This window comes from Pseudomonas sp. 09C 129 (genome assembly GCF_002843625.1).
In the GTDB taxonomy this organism is placed as follows: Bacteria; Pseudomonadota; Gammaproteobacteria; order Pseudomonadales; family Pseudomonadaceae; genus Aquipseudomonas; species Aquipseudomonas chlororaphis.
Map to the genome: position 1 here is coordinate 1012523 of NZ_CP025261.1, position 17012 is coordinate 1029534.

Genomic DNA, 17012 nt, shown 5'->3' on the forward strand with positions numbered 1-17012 from the left:
GGTCTCCTTGACATAGAAAGGGGGGCGGCTGGCGCTCAATTAGGCGCGGCAATCGCCTGGGCCGAGCTGGACAGCTGTTGCGCGGTCCGCTCGTTCTGGTTGTCCTTCAGCTCGCGCAGGATGCCCTTGTCCAGCAGGCGCACCCAGCGGATGTAGTTCTTGTGGATCTTGCCGTCCGCGTAGTTCATGCCACGGCTGTCGCGGTAGAGGATCTTGTAGTGGGTCGGTGTGTACTGGATGTCGATTTCCACGTGGTACTGCTCGCGCACGGTGATCTCGGCCTGGATCAGCTCCGGGCTGATGCGCTGCACGGTCCATTTGCGGGCGACCAGGTTTTTCAGGATCGCCTGTTTCATTTCCTCGTGGTCGGCCTTGAGGGTGGCGGGCAGGACCCGGTCCGGGGTGTACATGCGCTTGCTGGTGCACGAGACACAGGTCAGCAGGGCCAGCACGATCAGGCAGGCGCGAAGCAGGGAAGACATTCCATTTTCTCCGGGGGGTAACGTCATTGAGGCCAGCGGCGGAAAATCAGCGAAGTGTTGACGCCGCCAAAGGCAAAGTTGTTGTTCATCACGTATTCGCAGCTCATCTGCCGGAATTCGCCGCGCAGGTAATCCAGCTCGCCGCAACGCGGGTCCACCGTGTCGAGGTTGAGGGTGTGCACGTAGAGGTCGCGGTTGAGCATCTCGATGCTGAACCAGGACTCCAGCGCGCCACAGGCTCCCAGGGTGTGGCCGAGGAAACTCTTCTGCGAACTGATGGGCATCCGGCTGCCGAACAGGCTGCTGGTGGCCAGTGTTTCGGCAATGTCGCCCTGTTCTGTAGCGGTGCCGTGGCCGTTGACGTAACCGATGGCCGAAGGCTCGAGGCCGGCGTCTTCCAGGGCCAGCTCCATGGCCCGGCGCATGGTGGCCTGCTCCGGACGGGTGGTGTGCTGGCCATCGGCGTTGCTGCCGAAGCCGACGATCTCGGCATGGATATGCGCGCCACGGGCCAGGGCGTGCTCCAGTTCTTCGAGTACCAGCATGCCGCCGCCCTCGCCGATCACCAGGCCGTCGCGGTCGCTGTCGTAGGGCCGCGGGCTGGTGTGCGGGGCATCGTTTTTCAGGCTGGTGGCGTAAAGCGCATCGAACACCATGGCTTCGGTCGGGCACAGCTCTTCGGCGCCGCCGGCGAGCATCAGCGGCAGGCGGCCGAACTTGATCGCCTCATAGGCGTAGCCGATGCCCTGGCTGCCGCTGGTGCAGGCGCTGGACGTCGGGATCAGGCGGCCGGTGAGGCCGAAGAAGATGCTGATATTGGCCGCGGTGGTGTGCGGCATCATGCGCACGTAGGAGTTGGCGTTGAGGCCTTCGGCCACCGAGTTCAGCAACATGTTGCCGAACGCCTTGATCTCGTCGGTGCTGCCGGTGGACGAGCCACAGGCCACACCCATGCGCCCGTCCTTGATCGACTCGTCGCCCAGCAGGCCGGCATCGGCCAGGGCTTGCTCGGCGGCCCCCACCGCGAGCCGCGACACCCGGCCCATGCTGCGCAGCTGCTTGCGGGTCCAGTGCGCCGGTACCTTGAAGTCGTCCACGGGGCCGGCCAGGCGGGTATTGAGCTCGCTGAAGCGATCCCATTCGTCCATCCGGCGAATGCCGCTGCGGTTGGCGCCGAAGTTGGCGACGATGGTGTCCCAGTCGCTGCCCAGCGAAGTGATGCCGGCCATGCCGGTGACGACCACACGTTTCATCAGACCAGGCCTCCGTTGACCGCCAGCACCTGGCGGGTGATGTAGGCGGCCTCGGCGGACATCAGGAAGTTCACCGCGCCGGCGACTTCCTCCGGGGTGCCCATGCGCTGGGCCGGGATCATCTTCAGCAGCTCGTCCACTGGCACGTTCTCGTCGAGCATGGCGGTGTCGATCAAGCCTGGCGCCACGCAGTTGACGGTGATCTTGCGTTTGCCCAGCTCGATGGCCAGGGCCTTGGCCGCGCCGATCAGGCCGGCCTTGGACGCGCTGTAGTTGACCTGGCCACGGTTGCCGACCTGCCCGGACACCGAGGCGATGCAGACGATGCGCCCGGCCGCGCGGCGCCGGATCATCGGCATGATCAGCGGGTGCAGCACGTTATAGAAGCCGTCGAGGTTGGTACGCAGCACGGTGTCCCAGTCGTCTTCGCTCAGGGCCGGGAACGCGCCGTCGCGGGTCAGGCCGGCGTTGAGCACCACGCCGTAGTAGGCGCCATGGGCTTCCACGTCGGCTTCGAGAGCGGCCTTGCAGCTGGCGCGGTCGGTCACATCGAATTGCAGGATGCGCGCCTGGCGCCCCAGGGCCTCGACTTCGGCCTGCACGGCCTCGGCTTCGCCGCGGCCACTGCGGCAATGCAGGATCAGGTCATAGCCGGCCTGGGCCAGGCGCAGGGCGATGGCACGGCCGATACCACGGCTGGAGCCGGTGACCAATATGGATTCAGTCATGGCTGGACTCCTGTTGATAAAGCGGGTGATTCGTTCAGGTAGCTGTCCGCCTGTGGCGGACAGAACACGTTGAGGCGGGCGACGGCCTGAATGCCGGGGGCACTCAGGTGGCATTCGAATACGCCCATGCCGTTGTCGTCTTGCAGGGAGCGCAAGGCGTGAATCTGCAGTTCGCTGCCGGCGGGGAAGTGTTCCACATTGCATTCGAACTTGCGCGTGCCGAGCAGGAACCCCAGCTCGACAGCCTGGCCTTTCTGGCGCGCATGGCAGCCGGCGTAGGCGGCGACGCTCTGGGCCATCAGTTCGATGCCGACCCAGGCCGGCAGGCTGCCGTCGGCACGGCTGAACAGTCCATCGGGCTTGACGGTGAGGCGGGTGCGGATCTGCTCTTCATCGAACCCCAGGACCTGATCGATCAGGATCATGTCGCCCGCGTGGGGCAGCAGTTCGGCGAGCGGCCAGTCAATCATGGGGCGTCTCCGATAATCAGGCTGACGTTGTTGCCGCCGAAGGCAAAGGAGTTGCTCATCAGGCAGCGCGGAGCGTTCTGCTCCAGACGTGTGGTGGCGGTGACCCAATGCAGCGGCGGCAGTTGCGGGTCGGCCTGGGCGTCCCAGACATGGGGCGGCAGGGCATGTGCGGCGTTGTCGCTGGACAGGCTCAGCCAGCAGAACGCCGCTTCCAGGGCCCCGGCGGCGCCCAGGGTATGGCCGCTCATGGGTTTGGTCGACGAGCAAGGCACACCGGCCGGGAACAACTGGTCGACCGCCAGGCTTTCCATGGCGTCGTTGTGCTGGGTGGCCGTGCCATGCAGATTCAGGTAGCCGATCTGTCCGGCGTGCAGGCCGGCGTTGTGCAAGGCCTTCTGCATGGCTTGCAGGGCGCCGCGGCCACTGGGTTCGGGGGCGGAAATATGGTGCGCGTCGGAGCTGGCGCCGCCGCCGAGCAAGGCGATCGGTTGCGCGCCGAGGGTTTCCTTGCTCATCAGGAACAACACGGCGGCTTCACCGATATTGATGCCATCGCGGTTGACCGAGAACGGATTGCAGCGCTGCGCGGACACCGCCTCCAGGGCCGAGAAACCGTTGAGGGTCAGCTTGCACAGGCTGTCGACGCCACCGCACAGCACCGCGTCGCACAGGCCCAGGTCGAGCAGGCGGCGGGCGCTCATTAGCGCCCGGGCGCTGGAGGTGCAGGCGGTGGAAATCACATAGGCCGGGCCACTGAGGTCGAGCCAGTCGGCGAGAAAATTCGCCGGAGCGCCGAGTTCCTGCTGCCGGTAGTCGTAATCGGCCGGGAAGTGCCGGTCGCGCAGGTAATGGGCGATGCCGCGGCTGGCTTCGTCGATGCCCGAGGTGCTGGTGCCGAGGACGATGCCGATGCGGCTGTGGCCGTAGCGGGCGATGGCCTGGTCGATGTCGCCACGGATCTGCTGGGCGGCCTCCAGCAGCAGCTGGTTGTTGCGGCTGCCCTGCTGCCTCAGCGGCGGCGGAATGCTCGCCAGCGGCCCCTGGACGGCGGCGACGGGCACGCTGCGCTCCGGCACCCAGCCGGCTGCGGCGCGCATGCCGGAGCAGTCGCCGGCAAACAGGCTGCGGGCCACTTGCTGCTTGTCGCGCCCAAGGGCACAGATCACCCCGAGGGCATTCAGGTAGGCCGTCATGAGGCGTTCTCGGCGGTCAGCGGGCTGATGTGGTAGTGCAAGCCACGAGGCAACTCCAGACGGAAATCCAGAGCCTGGCGATAGCGGACCTGCCAGTGCGGGACGAGGTCACGCTGCGCGCCGTGCTGCCGGGCGGCTGGATAATTATCTCGCAGTTCGCCCGCGGGCGTCAGGGCGAACAGCAATGCGGCGAACAGTTCGCGGGCCTCCGGGTTCGGCGGCAACAGGCCGTCGGCCTGCCAGCGACCGGCGATCAGTTGCTGACGCGCCAGGGGAATGCCCAGCGGGTCGATCAGCGACCAACGGATGCCCGGCCCTTCGGCCTGGATCACCAGCAGCCAGTCCTGACGCTGCCCGGCCTGTTGCCGCTCGACGTGCAGTTGCAGCGGCAGGGCCAGGCTCGGGGTTTTCTCGGGCAGCGGCGGCTGGCTGGCGCAGGCGCTCAGCAACAGCAGGCAGCCGACGAGCAGGGCACGGATCATCCAGCGGCACCTTCGTGCAGGGGTTTGCGGGCAACCACATTGACCAGGGTTTCTTCCCGTTGGCCAAAGGGTTTCGGGCGGCGCAGGCCGAAGCGTTCGAGCAGCCCGAAGTCCTTGGCACGGCTCCACCACAGATAGGGATAAGACACATTGCGCGGGGTGAATTCAAAACCCTGTCGACGGATCATTTCCAGGTACTGCGCGGCGCTTTTCTGCACATGCATCGGGTGGCGGAACAGCCAGCGGATTACCCAGGTGTCGATGTAGGCCTCGGTGGATTCGGCGAACAGCAGGTAACCGCCCGGCTTGAGCACGCGATAGAACTCGGCCAGGGCCTTTTCCTGTTCCACCAGGTGGTGAAAGGTCTGATGGCAGAACAGCAGGTCGACGCTGGCATCGGCCACGTCCAGGGTCGCGCAGTCGCTGCCGATCAGCTCGACCTGCAAGCCCTGGCGCGCCGCTTCTTCACTGCTGAGCCTGAGGCTGTGCGGGTCGGCGTCCAGACCGATCAGGCGCCGCGGGGCGAACACCTGGCGTAGGTACTGGAACGACTTGCCTTGGCCGCAGCCGGCATCCAGCAGCACCGGGTTGCTCGGCGGCTGGTTGTCGAACAGGCGGTGCAGGTCGTTGATCGCCACCCGCAGCACATGGTGCTGCCAGGTATGGCTGCGCAGGAACCAGAAGCCGAAGCGGGTTTCCTCGACGTAGCTGGCGCTCAGGTACTGCGGCTGGGCGTCGCTCATGGAGCCTCCATGGCGCAGATTTCCGAGAGCATGCGCAGCCGGCGCTTGGGCTCGCTGACGAAGGGGTTACGTTCGTCCCAGGCATAACCGGCGAGGATCGAACTGATCATCCGGCGAATTTCCGGTGAGCTGCCCGGGTGGTAGATCACGTCCTGGAAGGTGCCGGCGTACCAGCCTTCGACGTAGCAGCGGAAGGTGTCGACACCGCGCTTGAGGGGGATGGCGAATTCGCTTTCCCAATCCACGCTTTCGCCCTGTAACTGCCGATGCAGCACGGCAGCGGCCATGCTCGCCGAACGCATGGCGATGGTCACGCCGGAGGAGAACACCGGGTCGAGGAATTCCGCGGCGTTGCCCAGCAGTGCGAAGCCCGGGCCGTGCAGGGTCTTGACGTTGGCCGAGTAGCCGCCGATGGCCCGCGCCGGGGTGTCCCAGACGGCGTTGTGCAGGACCTTGGCCAGGCTCGGGGTTTCCTCGATGAAACCGCGCAGGCACTGGTCCAGGTCGTCGCCACGGCCGTCGAAATGCTCCTTGGCCGCCACCACGCCGACCGAGCAGCGGCCGTTGCTGAACGGGATGGTCCAGAACCACACATCGCGTTTGCTGGGGTGAGTGGTGATGAGGATCTTTTCCCGCTCAAAGGCCGGGCTGTCGATACGGTCTTCAATGTGGGTGAACACCGCCTGGCGGACCGGGAAGTTCGAGGGCGCCTCCAGGTCCAGCAGGCGTGGCAGCACGCGGCCGTAGCCGCTGGCGTCGAGGACGAAGTCCGCTTCCACTCGGTATTCGCTGCCGTCTTCGCGCAGCACCTGCAACTGCGGCCTGGCCAGGTTGAAGTCGGCGCTGACGATGGCCTCGCCATAACGCAGTTCAACGCCTTGCAGGGCGGCCTGATCGGCCAGCAGCTTGTCGAAGTCGGCGCGTTGCACCTGAAAGGTGGTGGGCTTGCCCTCGCTGAAGGTGTCGCCGAAATCAAAAGCGCTGTAGCGCTCGCCCCAGGCGAACGCGGCGCCGTTCTTGCGCTGGAAGCCCGCAGCGTTGACCGCCTCGAGCATGCCGGCCTCTTCGACGAAATCCAGGCAGTGGGACAGCAGGCTTTCACCGATCGAAAACCGTGGGAAATGCTGGCGCTCGACGATCAGCACGTCGTGGCCTTTGCCCTTGAGCAGCGCGGCGGCGATGGCGCCCGATGGGCCAGCGCCGATCACCACAATCTGGCGGCGTTCCATTTCAACTGTTGGCACTGGGGCTCCTTGCCGGTTCGGCGATGTTCTGATTCAAAGGGACCAAAGGTGTTCGGTGCAGCCCGGCCAGGGCCGGCATCAGGGTGGCGATCAGGCCCATGAGCATCAGCGCGAAGTACAGCGCCGGGCTGATCAGCTGTTGTTGCAGCAGCAGGTTGAGAAAGACGATCTCGCTCAGCCCGCGAATGTTCAGCAGCAGGCTTTCCCGCCAGCGGCTGGCGCCCTTGAAGGAGGCGCCGGCCCAGCCCAGGCCGAGCCAGTTGCCGAGCAGCTTGCTGGCAATCGGCAACAGCAGCAAGGCCCCCAGCTGCACCCAGCCGAGGCTGTCCATGGCGCTGTGCACGTTGATCTGCACGATGCCGAACGTAAGGATCAGCGGGATGGCGATAAAGGTCTGCAAACGGCTCATCCAGGCTGCCTTTAACGGCAGCACCAGCGGCACCTTGAGGGCGGCCATGCACAGCAGGTAGCCGATGCCGAAAATCAGCGCGTTGAGCCTGTAGTGCTCGGCCACCACCAGCAGGCCGAAGAAACCCAGGCTGTGCAGCAGCGGCTGGCGCAGGCCGAGGCCGCGCAGGAGCAGCGGCAGGCAGGCTGCGGCCAGTGGTAGCAGCAGGCTGCTCAGGTGCAGGCTGCCCTGGGCGACGCCGAACAGGGTCCAGCAACTGAGGTCGATGAGGATCGCGGTCTGTACCAGGCGCCGGGTGGCCAGCGGTGGGTAGTCGATGTGCCGCAGGTACAGGTACAGCACCGGAATCGCGGTAATGGCGAACAGCAGGCCAACCGCCAGGGAGCTCAGCCAGGGTTGCGCCGGCAACAGCCAGACCGCCGTGGCCAGGCCGCAGGCGAAGGGAATGGCGAAGCTCGGCAGGGCGATTTTCAGGCTCTGGCGGTCCAGGCGCAGGTCGATCACATCGCTGAGGATATGCCCCAGCAGCAGGGCGAAACTCAAGCCGTAGAGGTTCTTCAGCCAGACTGGCGAGACCAGTTGGGCGCCACTCAGCTGCCAGTGCGGCTCGATCCAGAACAGCATCAGCAGCGGCAGGCCGAAGGTCGCCAGCAGCAACTGGCTGACGATCGGGATCAGGCCAAAACGGCTGCCGATACGGGTGGCGAGCGCGAACAGCAGCAGCGCCATGAGCCAGAACAGGGCAGTCATCACAGGACGGGCTCCGTGACGGGCTGGCGATGGCGCTGGCGACCGGCCCAGGGCGCCAGGATAAAACTGAAGGCCAGGCCCAGGCTCACCGACAGGCCGAAGTTGCTGACCGCCGGGGTGCTGGAAATCGCCAGCAGGCCGAACGACAGCCAGGTGGTCAGCGCCGCAAGTAAGGTGCCGAGCAGGCTCACGGCGGCCCCGCCGACCTGTTCACGCATGAGGATGGCGTAGTCGACGCTGATGGCGGTCACCAGCAACAGGCCGAACAGGCTGAACAGGGTCAGCGGTTGCCCCAGCCAGCCCAGGCTGGCGAGGCTGCACAGGGCTGCCAGCAGCGGCAGGGCGACAAGGCACAGGGCGCCACCGAGGCCGAACGGCAGGATCAGCAGCACAACGATCAGCACGCAGGAAGCGAGCTTGAGCTCGGCGGCGCTGACCTGGGTGGCGGCGAACACTTGGTTCAGGTCGCCCAGGCGGTCCACCAGTTGCACCCCCGGCAGATCCTGCGCCTGTATCCGCAGCAACTGTGGGTTGTTCAGCCCCTGCAGGCTGACCATCGCCGCCACGCCGTGGTCGGTGGGGCCCAGCCACAGGGTGCGGTAAGGCTCGGCCAGCGGGCCTTGCAGGGCCGCGTCTATGTCTTCGCTGGGCAGCGTGCGCAATTGCGCGAGTTCCGCGTTCAGGGCCGCCACCGGTACTCCGAGATCCAGCAGCGGCTGCCAGTGCCGCGGCAGCTCGTCCAGGGCCTGGCGCAGGCGCTGTTGCTCGCTGGGCAGGCTTACCAGCTGGTTGAGCGACAGGTAGCCCTGGAGTTTCTCCAGGTTGACCAGTTGCTCCAGGCGCTCGCTCAGGGCGCCGAGGCGTTCGAGCAGCTGTGGCTGATCGGCGCCGCGCACCAGGAAGAACTGGCTGGTGGGCTGGTAGCCGGTGATCCGCGCGATAGTCTGGGCTTCGCTCTGCAGTTGTGGCGGCGCGCCGATCCACTGGCGGATATCGTTTTTGCTCTCCAGCTGCCACAGGCCACCGGCGCAGAAGGCGATCACCAGCGCCAGCAGCCAGGGGCTGGACACGCGTTTGAGCAACTGGGTGCGCAGGTTCAGCAGCCACTCGGCTACGCGCAGCGGCCATTGCGCCGGTTGCAGTTCGACGCCGCGCAGCAGCGCAGGCAACAGGCACACCGCGCTCAGGTAAGCACCCAGCAGCCCGGCGGCGGAGAACACGGCGATCTGGGTCAGGGCCGGGAACGGTGTCCAGGCCAATGCCAGGTAGCCGATGCAACTGGTGGCCAGGCTCAGGCTCAGCCCCGGCAGGGTCAGGCGCAGCGCCGGCCAGCTGTGCCAGGGGCGCAGGCTCCAGCTCTTGGACAGGTAGTGCAGCGGGTAGTCGACGGCGACGCCGATCAGGCTCGAGCCCAGCACCAGGGTCATCACGTGCATATGGCCGAAGAGGGCGACGCAGGCCACCGCGCCGAACAGCATGCCCACCAGCACCGGCACGAACGCCAGCAACACCCGCCAGCGCCGGAAGGCCAGCAACAGCAGCAGGAGGATGCCGACGGTAGCGCCGCCGCCGACCCAGGTGATCTCGCGGGAGGCCTGTTGCTGGCCGTTGGCGGCGTAGAGCAGGCCGCTGGCGGCCAGCAGATGGGCGTCGGCCTCGGCGGCCTGTTCGCGGCTGTGCTGGAGCAGGGCCGCCACCTGCAGCGGCAGCTGCATGTCGAAGGCGTTGCCGGTGGTGCGTGCTCGCAGCAGCACCCAGCTCTTGCCGTCGGCATCGGCGACCAGGGTGCCGCTGCCGATGTCCAGTTGCACCGCGCCACGTTGCGGCTGGCTGTTCTGGATGCGTCCGGTCAGGCCCAGCCAGTCGTCCTGGCTCGGGACCAGGCTGAAACCGCTGAAGGGGTCGAACAGCGCTTGGACGCGTTGCTGGATAAAAGCGTCGGGGTGCTCGATCAACTGCTGGCGGTCGGCGGTGCCAAGCATTGCCAGGCGCCCTTGCAGCAATTGCGTGCGCAGCGCCGGCAGGTCGGCCTGCAGGTTCCACTGGACCTTCTCGAACAGCCCGCTGGCCTGCCATTGCTCACCCAGGCGCTGGGCCATGGCGATGGCCTGCTGGCGCTCGGCGTGACCCACCAGCACCAGCATTTCGCGGTTCAGCGGCTCCTGCATGCGTTGCTCGGCCTTGAGCTCCAGGGCATCGGGGTCGGTGCCCGGCACCAGCTCCATGAGGTTGGCCGACAGCGGCGCGCCATGACGCCATTGCCAGCCGGCCAGGGCCAGCACGGCCACCAGCAGGAGCAGGAACAGCCGCGGCCACCAGCGTTCACTCGGCAAAGTCATGTTGCTCCGCGTCGCTCAAAGGCTGGTTGCTGATGCTGTCGTGCATCTTCAGCACGGTGCTGTCGCCCTGGGTTTCCAGCAGCTCGATGCGCTGCACCAGTTCGCCACCGTCGATGTTGATCTGGTTGAACACCTGCTTGAGCAGCAGCGAACGTGGGGTCAGGGTCAGTTTCCAGGCCTTGGCGTCGCCGGCCAGGGCCAGCTCGAAGTCCCGTTGCAGGCCGCTGCTGTCGCCTTGCAGCACGGCGAGGAACAGGCGGTTCTGTTCGGCCCCGGCGCTCTTGTTCGGCAACATTTGCCAGCCGCTGCCGTCCCGGCGGGCGATGCCTTGGCCGGTGATGCGGTAGTCCTGTTGCAGCGGTGTTTTCAGCAGCCACAGCAGGCCATGGTTTTTCGCCAGGACGAAGCTGCCCCTGCTGGTCAGCGGTTGGGGCAGGGCGCGCAGGTGTTTCTCCTGGACGAAGCTGCCGTGGATCACCTCGGGCTTGGCCAGCTGGTCGCTGAGCTGTTGCAGGTCGAAGGCATTGGCCAACGAGCTGAAGCTGAGCGCCAACAACAGGCCCAACAGCCTGTAGCCGCTGCCGCCTGGCTGCGATCGATTGTGCAGCGGGCGCCCGGCGTTATCGGCCTGGCATCGTGGGCTCAGGTTTTGCGGCTGCTGCGCAGCCGATCGCAGGCTGCGCCAGCGGCTACAGAGGTTACGAAGGCACAAGATCGGGCTCATGACAGAACCTTCGTAACGGCGTCCACAAACACCTTGGGCGAGGCCAGTTGCATCTCGCGGCTGGCGATCTCCACCGCCACCTGCACCGAGCTGGCGCGGGTCAGGCGTTCGCCGGTTTCCAGGTCGCTGATCAGGTAGTTGATCTTCAGGCGGTTTTCCCACTCCACCAGGCTGGCGCGGACATTGAGCTTCTGCCCGAACACCGCGCCGCGCACATAACGCAGTTGCAGGTCGATCACCGGCCAGGCGTAGCCGGAATCGCGCATCTGCTGGTAGTTGTGGCCGAGCTTGTCGAGCAGGGCGCAGCGCGCCACTTCCAGGTATTTCACGTAGTGCCCGTGCCAGACCACGTGCATGGTATCGACGTCGAAAAACGGCACCTGGATCTCGGTGTCCGCGTGCAGCACGCCCCGACTACGCATGCAGCCTCCAGTGTTGCTCGGCAATGCGTTGCAGGCACAGGCGCAGTTCGCCTTCCAGGGCGCGGTCCTCGATCACCGGCGGGAAGTCCTTGGCCAGCTCTTGGTGCATGGCGGCCAGGGCCGGCGGCAACGGCCGCGTGTCCTCGGCCCGGCCACGCAGCCAGACGCCTTGGTTGGCGGCCAGCAGGGTGGCGGCGGCGACCTGTTCGGTCAGCTCCAGCACGCGGATCGCATCGCGGGCGGCGATGGTGCCCATGCTCACCTTGTCCTGGTTATGGCATTCGGTGGAGCGCGAGAACACGCTGGCCGGCATGGTGTTTTTCAGCGCTTCGGCGGTCCAGGCGCTGGTGCCGATCTGCACCGCCTTGAAGCCGTGGTTGATCATGGCGCGGTCCGCCGGCGCGCCGGACAGGTTGCTCGGCAGGCCGTGGTTGTAGCGCTCGTCCACCAGCAGCGCGAGCTGGCGGTCCAGCAGGTCGGCGACGTTGGCCACCAGGTTCTTCAGGCTGTCCATGGCGAAGGCGATATGCCCGCCGTAGAAGTGCCCGCCGTGCAGCACGCGTTCGGCTTCGGCGTCGATGATCGGGTTGTCGTTGGCGCTGTTCAGCTCGGTCTCGATAAAACCGCGCAGCCAGCCCAGGCTGTCGGCCAGCACGCCCAGCACATGGGGCGCGCAACGCAGCGAGTAGCGGTCCTGCAGGCGGTGCAACGGCGCGGTCGGCGCGTCGATGGCCAGGTCCTGGCGCAACCAGGCGGCGACTTGCATCTGCCCTGGGTGCGGCTTGGCGGCGAACAGACGCTCGTCGAAGTGCTCCGGGTTGCCCTGCAAGGCGACCACGTTCAGCGCGGTGATGCGCGTGGCCAGTTGCAGCAGGTAGTCGGCGCGGGCGAAGGCCAGGCAGGCCAGGCCGGTCATCACCGCGGTGCCGTTCATCAGTGCCAGGGCTTCTTTCGGGCGCAGCACCAGCGGCTCCCAGCCCAGCTCGCGGTGCACCTCGGACGAGGTCCGGCGCTCGCCGCGGAACATCACCTCACGCTCGCCGGACAGGGTCGCGGCCACGTAGGACAACGGCGTCAGGTCGCCGCTGGCGCCCACCGAGCCTTCTTCGGGAATCAGCGGCAGGATGTCGTGTTCGAGGAACGCCTGCAGGCGCTCCAGCAGTTCCACGCGTACCCCGGACACGCCATGGCACAGCGACTGCAAGCGCGCCGCCAGCACCGCGCGGGTGGCTTGCGCGTCCAGCAGCTTGCCCAGGCCACAACCGTGGAAGGTGTACAGATGACGGGGCAGCGCCTCGACGTGCTGCAGCGGCACCGCGACCACGCAGGAGTCGCCGTAGCCGGTGGTCACGCCGTAGATCACGCCTTCCTTGTCCAGCAGCGAATCGAGGAATTGCGCGCCCCTGGCGATGCGCTGGCGGAATGCGCTGTCGCCTTGCAGTCGGGTCGGCGCCTGACGGTTGGCCAGGGCCAGCACGTCTTCGATGCGCAAAGGGAGTTCGCCGAAGGTTACCGGCTCAAGCGGATGCGTCGTCATCGGTCTTCCAGAAAGGGTAAAAGTTGAACCATTGTTGGGGCGCTTCGAGGCAGTACTGGCCCAGGCGCTCGGCGTAGCGGGCAGTCCACTGGGCGATGACCTGTTCGCGGTCGCTGCGCTTCCACGCCACGGCCTCGGTGAAGGGTTCGAGAAACACTCGATAGCGGCCATTGTTTTTCAGGCACAGCAGCAGGTTGACCGGGCATTTCAGCAGGCCCGCCAGCAGCCACGGCCCTTGTGGGAAAGGGGCCGGATGGCCGAGGAAATCCACCCGCACGTTGCGCCCGCCATGCAGCGGTACACGGTCGCCGGCAATCGCCAGCCATTCGCCGCGATCCAGGCGCTGGCTCAGTTGCAGCATGACCGCCGGATCCAGCTCGCTGACCTGGACCAGCCGCAGGTTGGTGGCCCCGGCCTCGCCCAGCAGGCGATTGAAACGCTCGGCGTGCTTGGTGTGCACCAGCACGTTCATGGTGACCTTTTCGCCCAGCTCGGCCAGGGCGCGGCAGACTTCCAGGTTGCCCAGGTGCGCGCCCACCAGCATCTGTCCGCGGGTGCCGCGCAACTGGTCGCGCAGCCGGGCCGGGTCGACGATCTCGATCTGTTCCAGGCGCAGCTTGCCGTTCCACACGTCGAGCTTGTCCAGCAGGGAATCGGCGAAGGCCATGAACTGGCCGAACACCCGCCAGTGGCTGGGACGCAGCTCGGCCTTGCCGCTCCAGTCGGCCAGGCGCTGCTGGTACAACCAGGCGCTGCGGCGGGCGCCGCGGCCGAACAGGAAGAAATAGAACACGATGATGTACAGCACCGGGCTCAACACCCGGCGCCCGAGCACGCGCACGCCGAAGGCGGTGAGCTTCATCAGCCAGAAGCTGCCGCGCTCTTTGTGCTCGGCCCAATGTTGCTTGTCCTGCTTGTCGTGTAGCGCCGTCATGCTTGCCACCGTCGCCAGAGGATCAGCGGCGCGCGCAGCAACATGCCGAAGAACAGCCGGGCGTGCATGCTGGAAATCAGCAGGTTGTCGTGGAACAGGCGAAAGTGCGACAGGCCATCCGCCGGGTAACGGACCTGGGTCGGCAACCAGCGCATCGGCTGGTTGCGCCAGGACAGGCGCACCAGGATATCGGTGTCGAAATCCATGCGCTGGCCGATCTTCACCGAGTCGATCAGCGCCAGGATGGGCGGCAGGGGGTAGACCCGGAAGCCGCACATGGAGTCGGGGATCTGCAACGACAGGGTATTGATCCAGACCCAGACGTGGGTCAGGTAGCGCGCGTAAAAGCGGCCCTTGGGCACGCTGGCGTCGTACTGTGGATAACCGCAGACCAGCGCTTCGGGGTGGGTGCGGGAGGTGGCGATAAAGTTATCCACATCGCGCAGGTCGTGCTGGCCGTCGGCGTCCACTTGCAGGGCGTGGCTGAAACCCAGGTGCGAGGCTTCGCGCAGCCCGGCCATGACCGCGCCACCCTTGCCCTGGTTGACCGCGAGCTTGACCAGGAACACCTGTTCGCGCTCGGCCAACTGCTCCAGCACGGCGGCGCAGGCCGGGCTGCTGGCGTCGTCCACCAGCACACAGGGCAGGCCGCTGGCGAGCAGGGCCTCGACCACCGTCGGCACGGCGGCTTCATGGTTATAGACCGGGATCACGGCGCAGGGGTTATGCATGGGGGTTGCCTCCCGGGCGTCCGCTGCGCGGCCGATCGCAGCCTTCGGCAGCGGCTGCAAGAAGCCGCTGGGGGCTGCGCTTGCCTGGGGTCAATAACTTATCCACAGGCGTTCTCCAGCAGGATGCGGCCGCTGGAGCAGGCGGCGCTGTCATTGCGATAGGCGAAGTAGAGTTTGCCGCGCTCATGATCGAAGCGCAGGTGCAATTGCACCTGGTCGCCGGGGCGCACCAGTTGCTGGAACTTCAGCACTTCCATGCCGGCAAAGCGCCCCGGCAGATCGAGCAACTGCTGGCCCAGCGCCAATGCCCAGTCCACCTGGACCACGCCCGGCAGCACCGGGGTCTGGGGGAAGTGGCCACTGAAGTAGGCCAGGTCCGGCGGGATCGCCAGTTGCAGGCTCCATTCGCCGTCGGCCTCGAGCTGTTCCAGCACTTCCGGCGCCCGCGGGCGCGGGGCCAGCAGCAGGGCTTCGATGTCGGCCTGGGGCAGCTTGCCCTGGCTGTTCAGGGGCAACTGGCGCAGCAGGCGCCAGCGGCGCGGCAGCGCCAGGGCCTCGCAATGCTGGCTCAGGTGCTGGCGCAGCGCTTGGGTGAGGGTCCTGCGACCCTGATTGCGCAAGGCGTGCAGGCCTTGTTCGCTGAGGACCAGCAGCGCGCCGAGGGAAGCGCGGTTTTCCCGGACCACCCCAAGGCGCGCTTCGGCGACCCAGGCATGCTCGGCCAGGGCCTGTTCCAGCATCGGCAGGGAAATGCGTTTTTCTTCCAGCTTGACGATCCGGTCCAGGCGCCCGAGCAGCTCGAAACGCCCATCGGCGGCGATGCGCGCGGCATCGGCGGTGTGTTCGACATGCCCGGTCGGCAGGTAGGGCGAGGCGATCAGCAGGGCGCCGTCGCTGTCCTGGCTCAGCTCGACCCCGGCGAAGGCTTGCCACAGGCTGTCGCCCTGGCGCCAGGCGATGCCGCCGGTTTCCGAGCTACCGAGGATTTCCGTTGGCCATTGTCCAAGACGCTGGTGCAGGCCTTGCGCGGCGTCGGCAGGCAGCGCGCCGCCAGAGGAAAACACCCGGCGTACCGGGCTCAGGGCCGGCCAGTCGAGGTTGTCGCCCATGCGCTTGAGCAAGGCCGGGCTGGCGACCCAGGCAAAGGCTGGGTGTTCGCGGCTGGCGCGCTGCAGGTCTTCCGGGAACGGCAACTGCCGACGCACGAAGGTGCGCCCGGCGCAGAGCGGCCAGAGCACACGGAACAGCAGGCCGTAGATATGCTGGGTGGCGACGCTGCCGATGATGCAGGCCTGGCCCAATCCCTCACCCCACAGTTGCTCCAGGGCCTCGACTTCGTTGGCCAGCTGGTGCAGGGATTTGTCGATGCGCTTGGGTTCGCCGCTGGAGCCGGAGGTGCACAGGCTCAGGCGGCAGCCGTCGAGATCGAGTTCGGCGGCGGGCAATGGTGGCGAGTCGAAGTCGGCCAAGTGGGCATCGCCCGGCTGGTCGGTCAGCCACAGATCGACCTGGGTCGACCAGCGTTGCCGGGTCTGCGGTTGCAGGTCGGCGGGCAGCAGCACGCTGACCCCGGCGCGCCAGGCGCCGAGCAGGGCGATGGCCAGTTCGGCGGCATCTTCCAGGTGCAGGGCCAGGCGCTGTACGCCCCTGGCCTGCAAGCCCGCGGCCAGGCTCAGGGCCTGGTGCCGCAGGTGGCTGTGATCGAGTGCCGGTTCGACCGTGACGGCCCGTTCCGGCAACGACTTGAGCAGCAGCTGCTCAAGCTTTATCCAATTCATGCGCGGCCTCGTACGCGTTGTCGTAACAGCCATTCAATGGCAAACAGCAAACCCATCAACCCGTAGGAGATCAGGCCGTTGTACAACGTCCACCAGCTCAGCGGCGCCCATAGGGTCAGGGCCGCAGCGAGCAATCCGTTACAGAGGAAAAACACACTCCAGGCGACAGTCACCTGGCGGGTATAGCGAATCGCCTTTTCCGGCAGCGCAGGCTCGCTGAGGCGGGCCAGGCGTTCAGCCACCGGCGGGCCGTATTTCAGGCTCAGGCCGAACAACGTGAGCATGAAGCCGCTGATCAGCACCGGGTACCAGCGCAGTAACAACGGGTTATCGAACAGCGCCAGCAGCAGGCAGAAGGCCAGGGCGGCGCCCGCCATCCACAGGCTGCCGGGACGCCGTTCGCCGGTCAGGGCCCGGGCCAGCCACAGGCCGCCGAGCAACAGGCCGAACTGCCATGGCGCGAAATGCTCCATGCCGAAATACACCGCAAAGGGATACAACAGGCCCGCCAGCAGCAGGCCAAGGCCGATCAGCCGGCTCATGCGGCCGGCTGGACCAGACGGTATACCGCCTCGACCACGTCATTGACGGTACGCACCGACTTGAATTCCTCGGCGGCGATTTTCTTGCCGGTCTTGCGCTTGATGTGATCGATCAGGTCGACGGCGTCGATGCTGTCGATTTCCAGGTCTTGATACAGGTTGGATTCCAGGCTTACGCGTTCCGGTTCCAGTTCGAAGAGTTCCACCAGGGCATCACGCAGGGTGTTGAAGATGTCGTCACGAGTTTGCAT

At 66.5% G+C, this 17012-nt stretch carries 18 protein-coding genes; all 18 read right to left on the reverse strand.

Annotated features, from left to right (window positions below; genetic code table 11):
* Positions 1-35 precede the first annotated feature (35 nt).
* A complete protein-coding gene (locus CXQ81_RS04755; RefSeq protein WP_009041832.1) occupies positions 36-482 on the reverse strand; it encodes a hypothetical protein in 447 nt (148 codons plus the stop codon).
* Between the two features lie 23 nt (positions 483-505).
* Positions 506-1735, reverse strand: a complete 1230-nt coding sequence (locus CXQ81_RS04760; RefSeq protein WP_007925827.1) for a beta-ketoacyl-ACP synthase — start codon at positions 1733-1735, stop codon at positions 506-508.
* Positions 1735-2463 carry a 3-oxoacyl-ACP reductase FabG gene (gene fabG, locus CXQ81_RS04765; protein WP_007925825.1) on the reverse strand — a complete coding sequence of 243 codons (729 nt, stop codon included), beginning with the start codon at positions 2461-2463 and terminating at the stop codon, positions 1735-1737. Before fabG ends, CXQ81_RS04760 begins: the two co-directional genes overlap by 1 nt.
* Positions 2460-2933, reverse strand: a complete 474-nt coding sequence (locus CXQ81_RS04770) for a hotdog family protein (RefSeq protein ID WP_101336628.1) — start codon at positions 2931-2933, stop codon at positions 2460-2462. The genes fabG and CXQ81_RS04770 overlap by 4 nt, the downstream gene beginning before the upstream one ends.
* On the reverse strand, positions 2930-4126 hold the full coding sequence (locus CXQ81_RS04775; RefSeq protein WP_101336629.1) for a beta-ketoacyl-[acyl-carrier-protein] synthase family protein: 1197 nt from the start codon (positions 4124-4126) through the stop codon (positions 2930-2932). Before CXQ81_RS04775 ends, CXQ81_RS04770 begins: the two co-directional genes overlap by 4 nt.
* Complete coding sequence (locus tag CXQ81_RS04780) at positions 4123-4608, reverse strand: DUF3261 domain-containing protein (RefSeq protein ID WP_007925820.1); 486 nt, start codon at positions 4606-4608, stop codon at positions 4123-4125. The genes CXQ81_RS04775 and CXQ81_RS04780 overlap by 4 nt, the downstream gene beginning before the upstream one ends.
* A complete protein-coding gene (locus CXQ81_RS04785) occupies positions 4605-5351 on the reverse strand; it encodes a class I SAM-dependent methyltransferase (protein ID WP_101336630.1) in 747 nt (248 codons plus the stop codon). Before CXQ81_RS04785 ends, CXQ81_RS04780 begins: the two co-directional genes overlap by 4 nt.
* On the reverse strand, positions 5348-6595 hold the full coding sequence (locus CXQ81_RS04790) for an NAD(P)/FAD-dependent oxidoreductase (RefSeq protein WP_101336631.1): 1248 nt from the start codon (positions 6593-6595) through the stop codon (positions 5348-5350). The genes CXQ81_RS04785 and CXQ81_RS04790 overlap by 4 nt, the downstream gene beginning before the upstream one ends.
* On the reverse strand, positions 6582-7757 hold the full coding sequence (locus CXQ81_RS04795; RefSeq protein ID WP_101336632.1) for a sodium:proton antiporter: 1176 nt from the start codon (positions 7755-7757) through the stop codon (positions 6582-6584). The genes CXQ81_RS04790 and CXQ81_RS04795 overlap by 14 nt, the downstream gene beginning before the upstream one ends.
* The gene (locus CXQ81_RS04800) at positions 7754-10093 is read right to left on the reverse strand and encodes an MMPL family transporter (protein ID WP_101336633.1); all 2340 of its coding nucleotides are present in this window, start codon (positions 10091-10093) and stop codon (positions 7754-7756) included. Before CXQ81_RS04800 ends, CXQ81_RS04795 begins: the two co-directional genes overlap by 4 nt.
* A complete protein-coding gene (locus tag CXQ81_RS04805) occupies positions 10077-10817 on the reverse strand; it encodes an outer membrane lipoprotein carrier protein LolA (protein WP_256593454.1) in 741 nt (246 codons plus the stop codon). The genes CXQ81_RS04800 and CXQ81_RS04805 overlap by 17 nt, the downstream gene beginning before the upstream one ends.
* Positions 10814-11239 (reverse strand): thioesterase family protein, encoded by a 426-nt coding sequence (locus tag CXQ81_RS04810; protein WP_101336634.1) that lies wholly within the window; start codon positions 11237-11239, stop codon positions 10814-10816. Before CXQ81_RS04810 ends, CXQ81_RS04805 begins: the two co-directional genes overlap by 4 nt.
* Positions 11232-12776, reverse strand: a complete 1545-nt coding sequence (gene hutH, locus CXQ81_RS04815) for a histidine ammonia-lyase (protein WP_101336635.1) — start codon at positions 12774-12776, stop codon at positions 11232-11234. Before hutH ends, CXQ81_RS04810 begins: the two co-directional genes overlap by 8 nt.
* On the reverse strand, positions 12757-13710 hold the full coding sequence (locus tag CXQ81_RS04820; protein ID WP_009041845.1) for a glycosyl transferase: 954 nt from the start codon (positions 13708-13710) through the stop codon (positions 12757-12759). Before CXQ81_RS04820 ends, hutH begins: the two co-directional genes overlap by 20 nt.
* Positions 13707-14441, reverse strand: coding sequence for a glycosyltransferase family 2 protein (locus tag CXQ81_RS04825; protein ID WP_101336636.1), 735 nt, complete (start codon positions 14439-14441; stop codon positions 13707-13709). Before CXQ81_RS04825 ends, CXQ81_RS04820 begins: the two co-directional genes overlap by 4 nt.
* A 98-nt stretch (positions 14442-14539) precedes the next feature.
* Positions 14540-16219 carry an acyl-CoA synthetase family protein gene (locus CXQ81_RS04830; protein WP_101336637.1) on the reverse strand — a complete coding sequence of 560 codons (1680 nt, stop codon included), beginning with the start codon at positions 16217-16219 and terminating at the stop codon, positions 14540-14542.
* Positions 16216-16761 (reverse strand): hypothetical protein, encoded by a 546-nt coding sequence (locus CXQ81_RS04835; RefSeq protein ID WP_007926837.1) that lies wholly within the window; start codon positions 16759-16761, stop codon positions 16216-16218. Before CXQ81_RS04835 ends, CXQ81_RS04830 begins: the two co-directional genes overlap by 4 nt.
* Positions 16758-17012 carry an acyl carrier protein gene (locus CXQ81_RS04840; RefSeq protein WP_007926835.1) on the reverse strand — a complete coding sequence of 85 codons (255 nt, stop codon included), beginning with the start codon at positions 17010-17012 and terminating at the stop codon, positions 16758-16760. Before CXQ81_RS04840 ends, CXQ81_RS04835 begins: the two co-directional genes overlap by 4 nt.

What these genes read in the sequence shown, in the direction of transcription:
- CXQ81_RS04835 (WP_007926837.1), bottom strand. Translation starts at nt 16,761, where the DNA reads ATGAGCCGGCTGATCGGCCTTGGCCTGCTGCTGGCGGGCCTGTTGTAT.
- CXQ81_RS04805 (WP_256593454.1), bottom strand. Translation starts at nt 10,817, where the DNA reads ATGAGCCCGATCTTGTGCCTTCGTAACCTCTGTAGCCGCTGGCGCAGC.
- CXQ81_RS04820 (WP_009041845.1), bottom strand. Translation starts at nt 13,710, where the DNA reads ATGACGGCGCTACACGACAAGCAGGACAAGCAACATTGGGCCGAGCAC.
- CXQ81_RS04760 (WP_007925827.1), bottom strand. Translation starts at nt 1,735, where the DNA reads ATGAAACGTGTGGTCGTCACCGGCATGGCCGGCATCACTTCGCTGGGC.
- CXQ81_RS04800 (WP_101336633.1), bottom strand. Translation starts at nt 10,093, where the DNA reads ATGACTTTGCCGAGTGAACGCTGGTGGCCGCGGCTGTTCCTGCTCCTG.
- CXQ81_RS04770 (WP_101336628.1), bottom strand. Translation starts at nt 2,933, where the DNA reads ATGATTGACTGGCCGCTCGCCGAACTGCTGCCCCACGCGGGCGACATG.
- CXQ81_RS04775 (WP_101336629.1), bottom strand. Translation starts at nt 4,126, where the DNA reads ATGACGGCCTACCTGAATGCCCTCGGGGTGATCTGTGCCCTTGGGCGC.
- CXQ81_RS04825 (WP_101336636.1), bottom strand. Translation starts at nt 14,441, where the DNA reads ATGCATAACCCCTGCGCCGTGATCCCGGTCTATAACCATGAAGCCGCC.
- CXQ81_RS04780 (WP_007925820.1), bottom strand. Translation starts at nt 4,608, where the DNA reads ATGATCCGTGCCCTGCTCGTCGGCTGCCTGCTGTTGCTGAGCGCCTGC.
- hutH (WP_101336635.1), bottom strand. Translation starts at nt 12,776, where the DNA reads ATGACGACGCATCCGCTTGAGCCGGTAACCTTCGGCGAACTCCCTTTG.
- CXQ81_RS04810 (WP_101336634.1), bottom strand. Translation starts at nt 11,239, where the DNA reads ATGCGTAGTCGGGGCGTGCTGCACGCGGACACCGAGATCCAGGTGCCG.
- CXQ81_RS04785 (WP_101336630.1), bottom strand. Translation starts at nt 5,351, where the DNA reads ATGAGCGACGCCCAGCCGCAGTACCTGAGCGCCAGCTACGTCGAGGAA.
- fabG (WP_007925825.1), bottom strand. Translation starts at nt 2,463, where the DNA reads ATGACTGAATCCATATTGGTCACCGGCTCCAGCCGTGGTATCGGCCGT.
- CXQ81_RS04840 (WP_007926835.1), bottom strand. Translation starts at nt 17,012, where the DNA reads ATGCAAACTCGTGACGACATCTTCAACACCCTGCGTGATGCCCTGGTG.
- CXQ81_RS04830 (WP_101336637.1), bottom strand. Translation starts at nt 16,219, where the DNA reads ATGAATTGGATAAAGCTTGAGCAGCTGCTGCTCAAGTCGTTGCCGGAA.
- CXQ81_RS04755 (WP_009041832.1), bottom strand. Translation starts at nt 482, where the DNA reads ATGTCTTCCCTGCTTCGCGCCTGCCTGATCGTGCTGGCCCTGCTGACC.